This window comes from Lysinibacillus sp. OF-1 (assembly GCF_028356935.1).
GTDB classification, from domain to species: domain Bacteria; phylum Bacillota; class Bacilli; order Bacillales_A; family Planococcaceae; genus Lysinibacillus; species Lysinibacillus fusiformis_D.
In genome coordinates, this window is record NZ_CP102798.1 from 246,490 (window position 1) to 264,184 (window position 17,695).

The 17,695-nt window shown below is 39.2% G+C and carries 12 protein-coding genes and 1 riboswitch; of the genes, 10 read left to right on the plus strand and 2 right to left on the minus strand.

What is annotated here, in order from left to right; all coding sequences use genetic code 11:
* The first annotated feature begins 69 nt into the window (after window positions 1-69).
* Both NV349_RS01135 and thiC read left to right on the plus strand, forming a co-directional pair.
* Window positions 70-999 (plus strand): AEC family transporter, encoded by a 930-nt coding sequence (locus NV349_RS01135; protein WP_271912103.1) that lies wholly within the window; start codon window positions 70-72, stop codon window positions 997-999.
* A 78-nt stretch (window positions 1,000-1,077) separates the two neighbouring features.
* Window positions 1,078-1,192: riboswitch (TPP riboswitch) on the plus strand.
* 145 nt (window positions 1,193-1,337) lie between these two features.
* Window positions 1,338-3,116 (plus strand): phosphomethylpyrimidine synthase ThiC, encoded by a 1,779-nt coding sequence (gene thiC, locus NV349_RS01140; RefSeq protein ID WP_036125643.1) that lies wholly within the window; start codon window positions 1,338-1,340, stop codon window positions 3,114-3,116.
* A 659-nt stretch (window positions 3,117-3,775) separates the two neighbouring features.
* On the opposite strand, the gene NV349_RS01145 is transcribed toward thiC, so the two are convergent.
* Together NV349_RS01145 and NV349_RS01150 are read right to left on the minus strand one after the other, a co-directional pair.
* Complete coding sequence (locus NV349_RS01145) at window positions 3,776-5,281, minus strand: catalase (protein ID WP_036125644.1); 1,506 nt, start codon at window positions 5,279-5,281, stop codon at window positions 3,776-3,778.
* Between the two features lie 310 nt (window positions 5,282-5,591).
* Complete coding sequence (locus NV349_RS01150; RefSeq protein WP_101967044.1) at window positions 5,592-7,046, minus strand: helix-turn-helix domain-containing protein; 1,455 nt, start codon at window positions 7,044-7,046, stop codon at window positions 5,592-5,594.
* A 281-nt stretch (window positions 7,047-7,327) separates the two neighbouring features.
* Here NV349_RS01150 and hutH point away from each other — a divergent pair, with 281 nt between their 5' ends.
* The 8 genes from hutH (at window position 7,328) to NV349_RS01190 (ending at window position 17,651) form a co-directional block, all read left to right on the plus strand.
* Window positions 7,328-8,842: a histidine ammonia-lyase gene (hutH, locus tag NV349_RS01155; protein ID WP_036125650.1), complete on the plus strand. Its 1,515-nt coding sequence runs from the start codon at window positions 7,328-7,330 to the stop codon at window positions 8,840-8,842.
* Between the two features lie 161 nt (window positions 8,843-9,003).
* Window positions 9,004-10,674 carry a urocanate hydratase gene (gene hutU / locus NV349_RS01160; RefSeq protein WP_271912104.1) on the plus strand — a complete coding sequence of 557 codons (1,671 nt, stop codon included), beginning with the start codon at window positions 9,004-9,006 and terminating at the stop codon, window positions 10,672-10,674.
* Window positions 10,671-11,948 carry an imidazolonepropionase gene (gene hutI, locus NV349_RS01165; protein ID WP_058844642.1) on the plus strand — a complete coding sequence of 426 codons (1,278 nt, stop codon included), beginning with the start codon at window positions 10,671-10,673 and terminating at the stop codon, window positions 11,946-11,948. Before hutU ends, hutI begins: the two co-directional genes overlap by 4 nt.
* A 150-nt stretch (window positions 11,949-12,098) precedes the next feature.
* The gene (locus NV349_RS01170; RefSeq protein WP_058844641.1) at window positions 12,099-12,899 is read left to right on the plus strand and encodes an NUDIX domain-containing protein; all 801 of its coding nucleotides are present in this window, start codon (window positions 12,099-12,101) and stop codon (window positions 12,897-12,899) included.
* Window positions 12,900-12,978: 79 nt separating this feature from the next.
* Window positions 12,979-13,533 carry a cysteine hydrolase family protein gene (locus tag NV349_RS01175; RefSeq protein ID WP_271912105.1) on the plus strand — a complete coding sequence of 185 codons (555 nt, stop codon included), beginning with the start codon at window positions 12,979-12,981 and terminating at the stop codon, window positions 13,531-13,533.
* A 19-nt stretch (window positions 13,534-13,552) separates the two neighbouring features.
* A complete protein-coding gene (locus tag NV349_RS01180; RefSeq protein ID WP_036125128.1) occupies window positions 13,553-15,013 on the plus strand; it encodes a nicotinate phosphoribosyltransferase in 1,461 nt (486 codons plus the stop codon).
* A gap of 5 nt (window positions 15,014-15,018) precedes the next feature.
* The gene (gene nadD, locus NV349_RS01185) at window positions 15,019-15,633 is read left to right on the plus strand and encodes a nicotinate-nucleotide adenylyltransferase (RefSeq protein WP_101967047.1); all 615 of its coding nucleotides are present in this window, start codon (window positions 15,019-15,021) and stop codon (window positions 15,631-15,633) included.
* 164 nt (window positions 15,634-15,797) lie between these two features.
* Window positions 15,798-17,651, plus strand: coding sequence for an SLC13 family permease (locus NV349_RS01190; RefSeq protein WP_058844639.1), 1,854 nt, complete (start codon window positions 15,798-15,800; stop codon window positions 17,649-17,651).
* Window positions 17,652-17,695: the final 44 nt, after the last annotated feature.

Here is a 17,695-nt window from a genome sequence, read left to right on the forward strand (position 1 = left end):
GTGAAGGGAAGAGACATTGACCTGTTAGCCATTCAGCACTACTATAATGAAGGGAAGGGGGTCATCAATATGATGTATCTCGGAATGATTTTCTTTCAAATTGTTGCACCTATTTTAGTGTTGCTTGTACTTGGCGCTATACTACAAAAGAAATTTCGTTTTAACTTAAAAGCATTGTCTCAGCTTATTACATATTGCTTTATGCCAGCCGCTGTTTTTGTGAATTTATATGAAACACGTGTAGAGCTGTCTGTTCTGGGAGAAGTCGGGTTATTTATTGTGCTTTTTATTGGGAGTCAAATGATACTCAGTCATTTTTTAGCGAAAGGGCTTGGTTTGGCCAAAACGGAGGCAGCCGTCTTTAAAAATAGTGTTGTGCTCATTAACTCTGGAAATTATGGTATTCCAGTGGCCCAAATGATTTTTGTAACACAACCTATTGGTGTAGCCATTCAGGTCATGCTCGTTATATTTCAAAATATGACAACTTATACATATGGTTTGTACAATTTAATTTCCTCTACGAAATCGGGTATGACAATCATCAAAGATTTCTTTAAAATGCCCATTATTCATGCGCTAATTATTGGTGTCGCTATGAACTATTTTAATATTGGTATACCGGAGTTTATCAAAATACCTGTAGAGCATGTCGCAGATGGATTTATTGCTGTAGCCTTAATTACATTAGGCGCACAATTATCACAGCTTGAAATCAAATCTATGTTTAATAAAACTGTTTTTGTTAGCTGTTTTACAAGATTAGTTATCGGACCAGCTGTAGCATTGGTCATTATTTATGTATTGGGGTTAGATGGAGTTGTCGCACAATCTCTGTTTATAGCCAGTGCCTTCCCAACATCTCGCAATAGCTCTAGTCTAGCATTAGAATACGATGTGGAATCAGCTACAGCTGCGCAAACTGTTTTATTTTCAACCATTGTGAGCTGTCTAACAGTAACGATCGTGATTTATCTTGCGGAAGTATTATTTACTTAGTTGGATGAAAATTTTAAAATATTGAATGGAAAACTTCCATCTCTTAGAAATATCTGCTACACTAGCATCAAACTAAATAGTATTAACTAGGGGAGTCTGATGAGTCAGGCTGAGAGGGAAACGCTTAGAAGTTTCTTGACCCTTTGGACCTGATCTGGCTCATACCAGCGTGGGAAAGTTAAGAAGCTATTGCATCGTATGTCGTGTGCAATTACTAGACCTTTACATTCATGGCCGGATCCAAAAAAATATTTTGGATTCGGCCTTTCTTTATTTGTTGGAGTGAGCTAGATTTTCGGTCCTTGTATCAAATTACATTTAAGGGAGAGAAGTAGCTCATGTCAGTAGTTAGTGAAAAGAACATTACGATTATGTCTAGCTTTGAAGGAAGCAAAAAAGTGTATGTGGAAGGATCACGTCCAGATATTTTAGTACCTATGCGTGAAATCGCATTAAGCCCAACGACTGGTAGCTTTGGGGATGAAAAAAATGCCCCTATTCGAGTATATGATACGAGTGGTCCATACACAGATCCGAATTATCACGTTGATATTACAAAGGGTCTGCCTGCTTTGCGACGTGCATGGATAGAAGAAAGAGGAGATGTTGAGGAATATGAGGGGCGTACGATTAAACCTGAGGATAACGGTTTTCGTCGTGTTGATGATCCGCGCATTCAAGAAAATGTTTTCCCTGAATTGGAGCGGAAGCCTTTACGTGCAAAAAGGGGTAAAAATGTAACACAGCTTCACTATGCACGAAATGGAATGATAACGCCGGAAATGGAGTTTGTGGCGATACGTGAAAACATGGATCCTGAATTTGTTCGTTCAGAAATTGCAGCAGGTCGGGCTATTATGCCTTCTAATATTAATCACCCTGAGGCAGAGCCGATGATTATTGGTCGCAACTTCCATGTGAAAATCAATGCAAACATTGGAAATTCCGCGGTGTCGTCGTCAATAGCAGAAGAAGTTGAGAAAATGACATGGGCTACACGCTGGGGTGCCGATAATATTATGGATCTCTCGACTGGTAAACATATTCATACAACGAGAGAATGGATTATTCGAAATGCTGCAGTGCCAGTGGGAACGGTGCCCATTTATCAGGCTTTAGAAAAAGTAAATGGCATAGCCGAGGATTTAACGTGGGAAGTTTATCGTGATACGCTCATTGAGCAAGCAGAGCAGGGGGTTGATTATTTCACGATACATGCGGGTGTTCTTTTACGCTATGTACCTCTTACAGCAAATCGTGTAACAGGCATTGTGTCACGTGGTGGTTCAATTATGGCACAGTGGTGTTTATTTCATCATCAAGAGAATTTCCTTTATACACATTTTGAGGAAATCTGTGAAATTATGAAGACATATGATGTTGCTTTTTCTTTAGGAGATGGCTTACGCCCAGGTTCCATTGCAGATGCCAATGATGAGGCCCAATTTGCAGAGCTTGAAACGCTGGGTGAATTAACACAAATCGCTTGGAAGCATGATGTTCAGGTGATGGTAGAGGGGCCAGGTCATGTACCGATGCATTTGATAAAGGAGAATATGGACAAGCAATTAGAAGTTTGTAAGGAAGCGCCTTTCTATACATTGGGCCCATTAACAACAGATATTGCGCCAGGATATGACCATATTACCTCAGCTATTGGTGCAGCGATGATTGGCTGGTTTGGTACAGCGATGCTCTGCTATGTGACACCGAAGGAGCATCTTGGCTTACCTAATCGTGAGGATGTTCGAGTAGGAGTTATTACTTATAAGATTGCTGCCCATGCAGCTGATTTAGCGAAAGGACACCCAGGTGCACAACAACGGGATGATGCATTGTCAAAAGCACGCTTTGAATTCCGCTGGCGTGATCAATTCAATCTATCATTAGATCCAGAACGTGCGGTTGAATATCATGACGAAACGCTTCCAGCAGAGGGGGCGAAAACAGCGCACTTTTGCTCAATGTGTGGCCCTAAATTCTGTAGTATGAGAATCTCACAGGATATTCGTAATTATGCTAAAGAAAAAGATTTAAATACGACTGAAGCTATTCATCAAGGTATGCAGGAAAAGGCAGAGGAGTTTAAAAAAGCGGGGAGTCAGATTTATCAATAATGAAGGAAGGCTTATATCAAAGTATAGACATAAGCCTTTCATGTTGTTGAAAAAAGATGATGTCAACGGCAGAAAAAGCAAATTTGCAAGGTGAGAGGTTGATTTCCGTTCCGCCAGCGCCCTTTCCAGGGGCGTCCGATGAGCCACTTCACTCACTTACGCTCGCTCCACTCCAATCAACCATTCTGCAAAGTGTCTTTACTTTTTTTCATAGTAGTATAGCGATCAAATAGCCCATTATCTGTATTCTTAGAGGGGATAGGCTCTTATTTTCAATATGGAGAAGTGATGAATGACAATCATCCTCCATAAAATAAGTAGCAAAAACCTTCACTTTATTTGAAAACCTTTGCTAAAAAGGTACCATTTTTGTGGGTTGGAGTGGAAGACTACTTGACTCCCGTGGGAGAGCGAGACAGGCGAGCCCCTGCACGGAGCGGTAGCGGAGGAAGCGGCTCGGCGCTCGCCCACAGGAAAGCAAGTAGCCTGCAACGGAAATCCATTTCTCCCTTTCAATTGACTGTTTTGTTTTTCAACACTAAGGAAGGCTTATGTCAAAGTATAGACATAAGCCTTTTCTAATCATAAAAAAGCTCCATGTGAATGACAGATTCACATGGAGTAAAAGTTGAATTTGGATATCAATAATAAGTGGACTATTAAACGTTAGTTGGTTGTTTTACATATGGGTTTGTAAGGTCCATACCTTCTAACGAAAGACCCATCGCTTTTGCGACACCCTCACCATATGCTGGGTCAGCTAAATAGCAGTGAAGGATGTGACGGCGTTTGATGAATTCTTCAACAGAAGCCATATCATTCGCTGTATTTTCAAATAGACGTTGTTGCTCTTCTGTAGTCATTAAACGGAACAGTTTACCTGGTTGCTCAAAGTAATTGTTATCATCTTCACGGAAGTCGTGAATACCTGCATGACCATCAATGCGTAATTCAGGCTCTTTATGGTCTAGGTTATGCTCCCATTCACCATAGCTATTTGGTTCATAGCCTAATGTAGAACCGAGGTTGCCGTCAAAGCGCATTGCACCATCACGATGGAAGGTACGGAATGGACATTTCGGTGCGTTAACTGGCAGCATATAGTGGTTTACACCTAGGCGATAGCGTTGTGCATCTGCGTATGCAAAGATACGACCTTGTAACATTTTATCTGGTGAGAAGCTAATACCAGGAATAATGTTAGATGGTGCGAATGCAGCTTGTTCAACTTCTGCAAAGTAGTTATCCGGATTTTTATTTAACTCGAACTCACCGACAGGAATTAATGGGAAGTCTTTTTTATACCATACTTTTGTTAAGTCAAATGGGTTGTATGGAAGCTCACGAGCTTGCTCCTCTGTCATAACCTGAATATACATTTTCCATTTAGGGAAATCGCCTTTTTCAATAGCTTCATATAGATCACGTTGTGAAGATTCACGATCTTGACCGATAACTTCAGTAGCTTCAGCACCTGTTAAGTTTTTAATACCTTGCTCTGTACGGAAATGGAATTTAACCCATACACGCTCATTTTCAGCATTGATAAAGCTATACGTATGAGAACCAAATCCATGCATATTGCGGTAACCAGCTGGAATACCACGGTCAGACATTACAATTGTCACTTGGTGAAGCGCTTCAGGTAATAGAGTCCAGAAATCCCAGTTGGAGTTAGCGTTTTTCATATTTGTACGTGGATCACGTTTAACGACATGGTTTAAATCTGTAAAGTGTAATGGGTCGCGGAAGAAGAATACAGGTGTATTGTTCCCTACTAGATCCCAGTTTCCTTCTTCTGTATAGAATTTAAGGGCAAAGCCACGAATATCGCGCTCAGCATCTGCAGCACCACGCTCACCAGCAACTGTTGAGAAACGTGCGAACATTTCTGTTTTCTTGCCAATCTCTGAGAAAATTTTCGCTTTTGTATATTGAGTAATATCATGCGTTACAGTAAAAGTACCAAATGCACCTGAGCCTTTAGCGTGCATACGACGTTCAGGAATTACTTCACGGTTAAAATTTGCTAATTTTTCAACTAACCATACATCTTGAAGTAAAAGAGGACCACGTGGACCTGCTGACATAGAGTCATGGTTACTTACTACTGGAGCGCCACCTGCTGTTGTAAAACGACGGCTACGATCATTTGCGTTTGTCATATTAGTTTACCTCCTGAAAAAAATATAAGTCAAACTCTTCATCTATAACTATAACAAATATAAAATAGAATTGCTAGTACATTATAATTATTATCGTTAAAGAATTTTTATATTTAAAGATAAACTATAAATATATGCGAAGGAAAGGCGTTTTATACATAGTTTTCACCAGAAATTTCACTTTTCTAATCTCGTTTTTAAAAAATATTAGGTATGAAAATGACATGAATTTTAAGATAATGACTACATTGTAAAAACCTTTATTGAAAATAAAATGGACTAATTGAAAATTATTTCAATCAATTATCTTTTAGTTTTTTCGATATCGATTAGGCGTTATGCCGATTTGTTGTTTAAATATTTTAATGAAATAATTAGGATCATCAAAACCGTTTAAATGGGCAATTTCACTAATGGAAAAATCCGTTTCTAGCAGCATGTTAGTAGCATGATGAATTCTTATTTGCTGTAAATAGCGTTTAAATGGTAAGCCTTGCTTCTTTGAGAAAATGGTACTTAAATAATTTGGGCTGATTCCGAGCTTATGGGCGACGAAGGGCAGGGACAAGGAGCTATCATTAAATTGTTGATCAATTATTTCTAAAGCTAGTTCAACATAATCGGCTCGTTTCTCCATTCGAGCTTCCCGCGCTAATTCAATTAATGTTTGTGTGAAAGAAATAATGCCATTGAGAATTGTATAAAATATAGGATGTTCAATGATTAAGTGAAATAGCTGACGATAGCTTTGCTCGATAACTGCTTTTTCGTGTAATTTATATTTCAACATAAAGCGTCGAATTTGTGCTAGAACACTTGTTAAATGAATACGTAGATCATCTTGCTCATAATATATTCCCTCATTAGATAGCTGGTATAAAAATGTTTTAACGGCTTCAAGGTTTCCGTCTTCCAAACTACTGATTAACAATTGTTGCTCTTCTGGTGTTAATAAGGGATCAAAGGGCTGTGTTTCAATTTGTTTGCTTGCATAAAAAATATGACCAAAGCCTTCGTAAAAGCTTTGATGTAGTGCGCGCTTTGTTAATGTATACATGTTTTTGATGGTTGTCGGTGGCCCATCATAAATGCCAATATTTAAAGAACTATTACTAATTAACCGCCATTCCATCATAAGTGCACGGACATCCTTTTCTACCATCTTTATGTCACTTGTTTGAAAAAGGCATACAATTGTATTGGACAGAGGGTAGGTTTTCATATGGAAGTGGATAGGTGTTTGTTGTAGCCAATTGTAAAGCTTATTAAAAGTTTCGATATGTTCTGGCTCCATCATTGTGAAATGTATGGTCGTCTCAATTGAACTAGATTTGTTATCTAAAAATAATTGATAATAAAAGGAATCATTTGTAGTCTCCTGTGCATATTCCGTGACCTGTGGTGTGCGAAGAGAAATGGTTGTGAGCTTTTGTTTTAATAATTCTAAATCAATGGGTTTTACAAAGAGATGGGCCACTTGTAAATCTATTGCCTTCAATGCATTTTTAAATAAAGGTTCTGTCGTCATTGCAAGAATGGCACCAGATAGCTTTTGTAAATCCCGATAAAGAGCCGTTAAGCGATTATTAGGAAATAGATCGATATTTAACAGAATGGCGTCCGGTTCAAATAATCGAATTCTTTGGGGCACCTCTGAAATACTTGTGCACATTTCAATGAAGACGTCTCCAGGGAAATAGGTATGTAAAAACCACTTTATGCCTGCCAAGTCGGTAGGATCACGATCAATTAATAATAGCTTCATTACATCAACTCCTATAAAATATTCCAGTTTCATATAAAAATACGATTATATTATTAAAAATAACATAGGAATCTGAAAAAAATCTTCTTTTCTCTTTTAAAATTCTCTATATTCTGAAAAAAGTAGTGAGTACAATGTAAATAGAGTAATAAATCATCAGCAGAAACCACTTGTACAATGAAAACGCTTAAATGGAATTTAATGCTGAAGTTTTTAATATTACGACCAATAAATGAGGAGTTTTTATTTACATAGTTAGATAGGGAATAGGAGGATGTCATGTGAAATCGATCATCGAGCTTGATGGCAATACATTAACAAGACAACAAATTGAGGAAATCGTTAAGGGGCAAGCAACAGTTGCACTTTCTGTCGATAGTTTACAACGTATTCGTTTAAGTAGAGAGCGTATCGAGAAACGTTTAGCTGAAGGACAAACGATTTATGGAGTGAATACAGGCTTTGGGCAACTCAGCAATATAAAAATTGAGCAAGAGGATATTGAGCTATTGCAGCTGAATTTATTAAGATCTGATGCAACGGGTGTTGGTGAACCGTTCCCTACTGATGTTGTACGTGCAATGATGGTGTTACGTGCCAATGCTTTAGCTAGAGGATTTTCTGGCATTCGTGAGGAAACCGTACAGCTGTTATTGGAGTTTATTAATAAAGGGGTGCATCCGATTGTTCCGTCACAAGGTTCGGTGGGAGCAAGCGGCGATTTAGCGCCATTATCGCATTTGGCATTAGTGCTAGTGGGAGAAGGTAAGGCGGAGTTTAACGGAGAAGTTATGAGTGGAAGCGAGGCGCTACAACGAGCGGAGTTAACACCAGTTCGACTTCAAGCTAAAGAGGGGCTGGCACTTGTTAATGGTACGCAAGCTATGACAGGAATTGGTGTATTAACAGTCAATGAAGCTGAACGAATTGGACTTGCGGCGGATATGGCGGCAAGCTTGACGCTAGAAGCTTTAAAGGGCATTACGTCAGCATTTGATCCAGCGCTATTAGCAGTAAGGCCACATCCAGAATTAGAACTGGTGGGGGGACGTATTCGTAAGTGGCTTGATGGTAGTAAACGTGTCACAAAGCAAGGCGAAATTCGCATGCAGGATGCTTACTCGCTACGCTGTATTCCGCAAGTACACGGTGCTTCTTGGCAGTCCTTTTTCTACGCGGAGAATCGTGTTCAAACTGAAATGAACGCGACTACAGATAATCCGATTGTTTTAGAAAGTGGTGAGGTACTATCGGGTGGTCATTTCCATGGTCAGCCAATTGCCTTGGCAATGGACTTTTTGAAGATTGGTGTAAGTGAATGGGCTAATATTTCAGAACGTCGTACAGAACGTATGGTAAATCCACATCTTAACGAAGGATTGCCGCCGTTCTTGGCAACAAACCCTGGGATTGAATGTGGACTAATGATTGCACAATATACAGCAGCTTCTATTGTCTCAGAAAATAAAGTATTAGCTCATCCTTCTAGTGTGGATTCTATTCCTACATCAGGTAACCAAGAGGACCATGTAAGTATGGGAACAACATCGGCCCGTCAAGTACGTCAGATTGTTCACAATGCGGCTCGCGTTATCGCAATAGAATTAATTTGTGCTTCTCAGGCAATCCATTTAGATAAGGCGGAAGAGCAATTATCTCCAACAACACGTAAATTCTTAGAGAAAGTGCGTGAATTCTGTCCACCTTTATTAGCGGATCAACCAATTGGTGACGAAATTGAAGCATTGGCGAAATACTTACTAGCAAGTAATGATCTAGTAAATGAGTATGTGTAAATAGGGTTGAATGAAATAGCAAAGGCTGAGGCAAGACTCGTTAATCCGAGTCACCTCTGCTTTGGATATAATTATATGCTTTTGAGTCTGAATATTCAGTCTTTATTTTAGTGTCTACACTTTCAAACTAATAGTATTTTTATGAAAAGGAGCGTGTTTTTATGGTATTCAAAACAGATATTCGTGCACCACGTGGAAGTGAACTAACATGTAAGGGATGGACACAGGAAGCGGCAATGCGTATGTTAATGAACAATCTAGACCCAGAGGTGGCTGAGAACCCAGATGAGCTGATTGTGTACGGTGGTATTGGAAAGGCTGCTCGTAACTGGGAAAGCTATGAACAAATTATTGCTTCTTTAAAAGAATTAGAGAATGATGAAACACTGCTGATTCAATCAGGGAAGCCAGTAGCTGTATTCCGTACGCATGAGCATTCTCCCCGTGTATTAATTGCCAATTCAAACCTAGTACCTGCATGGGCAAATTGGGATCATTTCTATGAATTAGAGGACAGAGATTTAATGATGTATGGGCAAATGACTGCGGGTAGCTGGATTTATATTGGTGCTCAGGGCATTTTACAGGGAACTTATTTATCATTCGTAGAAGCAGGGAAGAAGGTATTTGGCACTGCGGATTTACGTGGTAAATTCATCCTAACAGGTGGTATGGGCGGTATGAGTGGTGCACAGCCGTTAGCTGGGAAAATGGCAGGCGCTGTAATCTTAGTCGTTGAAGTGGATCGTGCCCGCATTGAACGTAAAATAAAAGAAGGATACTGTGATTACATCGTGGAGACTGTGGATGAAGCCATTGCATTAGTCGATAAATTACGTAATCAGAAAGAGCCAGCTTCTATTGGTCTTGTAGGGAATTGTGCAGATGTCAATCGTGAGCTGTTAAATCGAGGGATTATTCCGGATTTTGTGACGGATCAAACATCTGCACATGACCCGATTAATGGCTATGTACCAAATGGCATGACATTTGAAGAAGCATTAGCACTTCGGAAATCGGACGTTAAAACGTATGAGCACAAAGCGAAAGAAACAATGGCAGAGCATGTTCGTACAATGCTAGCGTTTCAAGATGCAGGTGCAGAAGTATTTGATTATGGAAATAATATTCGTGCCTATGCCAAAGAGATGGGTGTAACGAATGCCTTCGATTTCCCGGGCTTTGTACCAGCCTATATTCGTCCACTATTCTGTGAAGGAAAGGGACCATTCCGTTGGGCGGCTCTTTCAGGAAACCCTGAGGATATTTATAAAACAGATGCACTTGCGAAAGAGATGTTCGCTGAAGACGAAGGTCTAGTCAATTGGATTGATATGGCGCAAAAAATGGTTAAATGGCAGGGGTTACCAGCTCGTATTTGCTGGTTAGGCTATGGTGATCGTCATCGCTTTGCATTAAAGGTAAACGAAATGGTTGCGAATGGTGAAGTGTCAGCACCGATTGTCTTTGGGCGTGATCATTTAGATTCAGGTTCAGTCGCATCACCAAATCGTGAAACAGAAGGGATGATGGATGGTTCGGATGCAGTATCGGATTGGCCAATTTTAAATGCGCTTGTAAATACTGCTAGTGGTGCGAGCTGGGTGAGTGTGCATCATGGCGGTGGTGTAGGAATGGGATATTCACAGCATGCAGGTCAAGTACTAGTTGCGGATGGATCGGCGCTTGCTGCTGAAAAAATCGCACGAGTATTGATTTCGGACCCTGGCATGGGTGTTGCCCGTCATGCTGATGCAGGCTATGAGATTGCGATTAATACGGCAAAAAACAAAGGTGTCCATATACCAATGTTAAAGGGTGATGTGAAGTGACCATTCTAATTAGAAATGCCAATGAAGTAATTACTTTGAGAAGTAATGCACAAGGACCGCGTACGAAAGAACAAATGCAGGAAATTGCGGTAGTAGAAAATGGCTGTGTACTAATTGAAGAAGATCGTATTGTAGCTGTTGGAGCTTTTGAACAACTGGAAGTAGATTTCCCTGATTTAGTAAGGAAAGCAGACATTATTGATGCTACTGGTAAGATTGTGATGCCAGGTTTAGTGGATTGTCATACCCATTTAGTGCATGGTGGAACACGTGAACAAGAATTTAATATGAGACTTAATGGTTCTACCTATATGGAAATTATGAACGCAGGTGGCGGTATTCATGCTACAACAAAGCGTACACGAGAAACCAGCTTTGAAGAATTATATGAAAAGACGATGCAGCATTTAGATGTATTTTTAAAGCATGGTGTGACAACTGTTGAAGCAAAATCAGGTTATGGATTGGATTGGGATACGGAAAAGAAGCAGCTAGAGGTAGCGAAACAATTACAAGCTACACATGACGTTGATATTGTTAGTACGTTTATGGGTGCGCATGCAGTACCACGCGACTATAAGGAACGTGAGGATGAATTTGTTGATGTTGTAATCCATGACATGTTGCCCAAGGTGGCAGAGCTAAAACTGGCAGAATTTAATGATGTATTTTGTGAAAAGGGTGTCTTTACACCAGAGCAATCTCAGCGCATTTTAGAGGCTGGCAAAGCTCTTGGCTTAACACCGAAAATACATGCTGATGAAATCGAGCCTTATCAAGGAGCGGAGCTTGCTGCCGAGGTGGGAGCTATTTCGGCAGAGCATTTGCTGGTTGCTTCTGATAAAGGAATTCTAAAAATGGCTGAAGCGGGCACAATTGCTGTATTACTGCCAGGAACTGCATTCTTTTTACGTGCACCATATGCAAGAGGACGTCTAATGATTGATGAAGGGGTGCCTGTAGCAATATCAACAGATTTTAACCCGGGATCATCACCGACAATGAGTTTACCATTTATTATGAATTTAGCCTGTATGCATATGGGAATGACATTGGAGGAAGTGTTAACTGCGACAACGATTAATGCAGCTTATGCATTAAATCGAGGCAAACAAATAGGTTCCTTGGAAGCGAATAAAAAAGCGGATGTACTTATTTTAGATGTTGCCAACTATAAGCAGTTACAATATTTCTATGGTATGAACCATACACATACAGTTATCAAAAATGGGCAAGTTGTTGTACAAAACGGCATTCTGTTGAATAATCGATAAAAAATGGGCATAAATAAGGCTGAGGAAGCTTTATTTATGCTTTTTTAAAATTGAGTTGCAATTACCTTGAAGGAAGATTATAATACAATTAAATAGTAATTATTGAATTACAAATTACTTAACCTTGTAATCAATTAAAGGGGTTATACAATGACAAAATTCCGTACTGAGGAAGAAGTGCTTGAGCATTATGATTCTTCAAAATATCAAACACCTGATGGATATACCGCAGATATTGCCATTTTTACAATTACGTCAGAGAAAACAGAAGAAAAGGCGCCGCCCAACATGACGCTTAAGATTATGCTAATTAAGCGTGCGGCTAAGGATGCTGATGGAAATCCGAATATTGAAGGAGGGAAATGGGCACTCCCAGGAGGATTTGTAGATGCCGATCAAAAAGAAACAGCCTATATCGCAGCTAAACGAGAATTAAAAGAAGAAACCAATGTTGAAGGTTTGCATGTTCAACACTTTGGTGTTTATGATCAAATCGATCGAGATCCTCGTGGTTGGATGATCTCAAATGCATTTTACGCAATTGTTCCTGAGACATATATTGAACAACGTCAAGCAAATGATGATGCGGCTGAGGTAGAACTGTTTGATATAGAAAGTGTATTTACACTTCAACTAGCCTTCGATCATAGAAAAATTATTACAGATGCGTTGAATTTTATTAAAAGAGATATGATTCAAACAACCGTTGCTAAAAATTTTTTACCACAAGCATTCACTTTGTCAGAATTACAGCGAGTACTTTTAACAGTTGGGGAAGATCCTCGAATTTCTAATGATTCGGTGTTCTTTACAAAAGCACCCAAATTACCTTTTATCGAAAAAATATTAGATGAGGAAGGCAAACCGAAGAAAACCAAACGAAATTCATTCAGACCTTCGCAACTATATAGATTTAATAATTTTGAAATGGTGGAGTCCATTTATCATTAGGAAAGATCCGTCTTTCCTGATTGTTTTAAATGTAGTAATTTGTAATTTAGCTATTACTAATTAAAAACGGAGTGATGAGATGATGAAAAAGCGAGCATTAATTAATATTGATTATACAGTTGATTTTGTTGCATCTGATGGAGCCTTAACTTGTGGAGAGCCTGGCCAGCTGCTTGAGCAAGCAAATGTAGGCTTAACGAAGGAATTTATATTGAATGGTGAGTTTACGGTGTTTGCCATCGATGTTCATGAACGAGGAGATGTTTATCATCCAGAAACAAAGCTATTTCCACCACATAATATTCGAAATACAAAAGGCAGAGATTTATTTGGCGCTTTAAAACCGTTGTACGAAGCACATAAAGAGCAGGATCATGTCTATTACATTGATAAAACGCGCTACTCAGCTTTTGCAGGGACAGATTTAGAGCTGAAACTACGTGAAAGAGGCATTACTAAGCTTCACTTAATCGGCGTTTGTACAGATATCTGTGTTCTTCATACAGCAGTCGATGCTTATAATAAAGGGTTCGAAGTCGTCGTTCATAAGAATGCTGTCGCCTCCTTTAATCAAACAGGCCATGAGTGGGCGTTAGGACATTTCGAGCATACACTTGGCGCCACTGTGATTTGACATGAATGGAGGGAAAAACATGAAATATGCTGACGATAGTTTTATGTTACACACAGATCTATATCAAATTAATATGGTTCAAACTTACTGGCAAGATGGGGCTCATCAACGCAAAGCTGTTTTTGAGCTATATTTTAGAAACCTTCCATTTGGCAATGGGTATGCGGTATTTGCAGGCTTAAAAAAAGCTATCGAGTTTATTAATAACTTCGGTTTCTCTCAAAGTGATATTCAATATTTACGAGAAGAAGGAAAATATCCAGAGGAATTTCTTCAATATTTACAGGAGCTTAAGTTTACTGGATCGATTAAGGCGATGAGGGAAGGAGAACTAGTCTTTGCGAATGAGCCTATCCTACGAATTGAAGCCCCATTGGCAGAAGCCCAATTAATTGAAACCCCTTTGTTAAATATTGTGAACTATCAAACGTTGATTGCGACAAAGGCTTCACGCATTAAACAAGTGACAGGTGAGGATGTCGTGATGGAGTTTGGTACTCGACGTGCACATGAATTTGATGCAGCTATTTGGGGAACTCGTGCTGCCTATATAGGTGGATTCTCTTCAACAAGTAATGTAAGAGCAGGAAAATTATTCGGTATCCCCGTGTCAGGAACGCATGCCCATGCAATGATTCAAACCTATCGGGATGAGTACACTGCATTTAAAAAATATGCAGCGGCACATAAAGATTGTGTATTTTTAGTAGATACCTATGATACGTTACGTTCGGGCGTTCCTAATGCGATTCGTGTAGCAAAGGAGCTAGGAGATCACATTAATTTTATTGGTATTCGTTTAGACAGTGGTGATCTAGCATATCTTTCAAAACAGGCAAGAAAAATGCTAGATGCTGCAGGATTTACAGAAGCAAAAATTATGGCTTCGAATGATTTGGACGAATATACAATTATGCATTTAAAGTCGCAAGGTGCACAAATTGACGCTTGGGGAATCGGAACGAAGCTTATTACAGCCTATGATCAGGCAGCTCTTGGCGGGGTATATAAATTAGTTTCAATTGAAAACGAAAGTGGAGATATGGTAGATACCATTAAAATTTCAGCAAATCCTGAAAAAGTGACTACACCAGGGCGTAAACGTGTTTACCGTATTATTAATATGGATAATGGTCATGCTGAAGGAGACTATATTGCATTAGAGGGAGAAAACATAGAGCAAGAAGAAAGATTGAAAATGTTCCACCCTGTTCATACGTATATTAGTAAATTTGTAACGAATTTTTTTGCAAAAGATTTACATGAAAGCATCGTAGAAAACGGAAAAGTAGTTTATGAGGAACCTACAATTCAAGAAACACAAGCATATGTGAAAGAAAATTTACATTTACTGTGGTGTGAATATAAACGAACAATGAATCCCGAAGAGTATCCTGTCGATTTAAGTCAAGCATGTTGGGACAATAAAATGGCAAGCATACAGGACATAAAAGAAAAAATTTCACAAGATAGGAGGTAGCTACAATGGCGAGAATAGGTATTTATGGTTCATCCTTTGATCCTATTACCAATGTTCATCTTTGGACAGCAAGCACAGTCGCGCACCGTTGTAAATTAGATAGAGTCATTTTTTTACCTTGTTCAAACAAACGTAAAGATAAAACGATAAAAACAGCAGATACTCATCGTTGGAATATGCTACAGCTGGCCATTGCTAAGGATGATCGTTTTATTGCAGATTCCTATGAGATGGACCAAGAAGGCTGGAACATCTATACTTATGACACGATGAAATACTTTAGAGAAAAACATCCAGAGGATGAATTGCATTTTATCATGGGCGCTGATTTATTAGTGGATATCGGCGCGGGATTGTGGAAAAAAGGTGACGCATTAGTTGCGGAGAATAAATTTATTGTAATGGCTAGACATGGCATCGATATGCTATCAACGATTAGTCGTTCTCCCATTTTAAGAAATAATGATGATGGTAGATTCCATCTGATAGATAAAGGGCTAGCGATGGAAATTAGCTCTACTTATATTCGTGAGGAATTTGCGATGGGGGGAGAGCCGAGATACCTCTTGCCTACTGCTTGTTACGACTATATTAAAGAGCATCATCTTTATCAAAAATAGTGGAATTATTTTTTTAAGTGTGGTTGGATGCCGCACTTTTTTTAATTTTGAAAAGATGGTGAATTTCATCATATGTAGCTCTAGGTAAGCTATAATAAAAATAGCAATGGAATACACCCTTTTTGCTGACGATAATTACAATGATTAATGTTAGAAAGGAATTCATGGATGTGCAGCTTACATTAACATTTCTTATTTTAGGAGCAACAATTTTTGCATTTGTGACCAATAAAATACGAGCAGATCTTGTAGCGATTGTGTCACTTCTAGCATTTGTCATTGCGGATATTCTAACGCCAACGGAGGCATTAGCTGGTTTTTCAAACTCTGTCGTTTTAATGATTGCAGGGCTATTTGTCGTGGGCGCTGGAATATTACGCACAGGTCTAGCAGGAATGGCAGGGCAACTCTTACTTAAATGGTCGGGCAATAGTGAGCTGAAATTATTTGTGCTACTGCTTATTATTGTAGGATCTGTTGGTGCCTTTATGAGCAATACTGGTACCGTAGCATTAATGATGCCAATCGTTGTAAGTATAGCGATTAGTATGAAAGTTAGTCCGTCTAAGTTTCTACTCCCACTCTCATATGTAGCAAGTCTTTCTGGTCTGATGACACTGATTGCGTCACCAACCAATTTAATTGTCAGTCAGTTATTGGTTGATCGAGGCTATAATAAACTGGGCTTTTTTGAAGTGACCCCTATTGGTATTGTTGGGATGATTGCTGGAATTACTTATTTAGTGCTTGTACGTAATATTCTATTACCAAAGGATCAAAACCGTACACAAACAAATGAAGGCTATAAACTTTCACCAAAAAAAATTATTAAGCAATATGATTTAAATAATCGTCTATTTAAAATCGCTGTTCCTGAAGACTCACCAATTATTGAGACATCTTTAGCAGAGCTAAAACTGCCAGCTAAGTACACGCTCTGTATGATGAAAATTCATCGTAAATCACAGGAGGGTATCAATTTACTGCCGATGACATATCAGGAAATGGCAGGTCCAACTAGTGTCATTCATGCCAAGGACGAGCTGTATGTTCAAGGAGAAGTAGAGGATATTCGTCGTTTTGTTGAGGATTATCATCTTGAGATGCAAGGGTTAGTGGAAGGAGAAGCTGATGAATTGGTATCGAAACATCTCGGTATTGCAGAGGTGTTGCTGACACCTAATTCGAGCTTTATTAATGAAACCGTTAGCTCTCTTGGATTCAGGGAAAAATATAATTTAAATATCATTGGCATTAATCGCAGAGGTGGTTATAAGCTTCAGGATATGGTTTCTCATAAATTGAAATTTGGAGATGCCATATTAGTACAGGGAGCATGGGATGAAATTCTCTTGTTAGCAAGAGAGACCCAGGATGTCGTGGTTGTCGGTCAGCCTAAAGAACACGCGAGTGTGGCAGCCGCTACAGGTAAAGCTGGTATTGCCGGTTTAATTATGCTGTTGATGATTATTTTAATGGCATTCGAAGTTTTCCCAGCTGTAATCTCAGTAATGATTGGTGCTGTGTTGATGATTTTAACAGGCTGTTTACGAAACATGGAAGATGCCTATAGCAATATGAATTTTGAAAGTATTGTGCTAGTGGCTGCAATGTTGCCAATGGCAACGGCGTTAGAAAAAACTGGAGGCATGACCATTTTATCGGATGGTATTATTAATGCCTTGGGTGATTTTGGACCATATGGCGTGCTCATTGGTGTTTATATTTTAACAGCTATATTTGGTCAATTTATAAGTAATACGGCAACTGCTGTATTGTTCGCGCCCATTGCAATGAGTGCAGCCATTGCTATGGAAGTTAGTCCTACAACATTTATGATTGCAGTAGCAGTTGCGGCAAGTATGGCATTTGCTACGCCGATTGCTTCCCCTACGAATGCGCTAGTAATGACGGCGGGGGGCTATAAATTTATGGATTTTGTAAGAATAGGGGTACCATTACAAATTGTTATGTTTATCGTTATGATGATTGCCATCCCATTCTTTTTCCCGTTTTAAAAACTCGGTTTCTATACCGAGTTTTTTATTTTATATAAAGATCT

Bases quoted from the DNA above. Each gene is read 5' to 3' on its own strand.
- NV349_RS01180 (WP_036125128.1), top strand. From the start codon at position 13,553: ATGAAATATGCTGACGATAGTTTTATGTTACACACAGATCTATATCAA.
- nadD (WP_101967047.1), top strand. From the start codon at position 15,019: ATGGCGAGAATAGGTATTTATGGTTCATCCTTTGATCCTATTACCAAT.
- NV349_RS01175 (WP_271912105.1), top strand. From the start codon at position 12,979: ATGATGAAAAAGCGAGCATTAATTAATATTGATTATACAGTTGATTTT.
- NV349_RS01135 (WP_271912103.1), top strand. From the start codon at position 70: ATGATGTATCTCGGAATGATTTTCTTTCAAATTGTTGCACCTATTTTA.
- hutU (WP_271912104.1), top strand. From the start codon at position 9,004: ATGGTATTCAAAACAGATATTCGTGCACCACGTGGAAGTGAACTAACA.
- NV349_RS01190 (WP_058844639.1), top strand. From the start codon at position 15,798: ATGGATGTGCAGCTTACATTAACATTTCTTATTTTAGGAGCAACAATT.
- thiC (WP_036125643.1), top strand. From the start codon at position 1,338: ATGTCAGTAGTTAGTGAAAAGAACATTACGATTATGTCTAGCTTTGAA.
- NV349_RS01170 (WP_058844641.1), top strand. From the start codon at position 12,099: ATGACAAAATTCCGTACTGAGGAAGAAGTGCTTGAGCATTATGATTCT.
- NV349_RS01145 (WP_036125644.1), bottom strand. From the start codon at position 5,281: ATGACAAACGCAAATGATCGTAGCCGTCGTTTTACAACAGCAGGTGGC.
- NV349_RS01150 (WP_101967044.1), bottom strand. From the start codon at position 7,046: ATGAAGCTATTATTAATTGATCGTGATCCTACCGACTTGGCAGGCATA.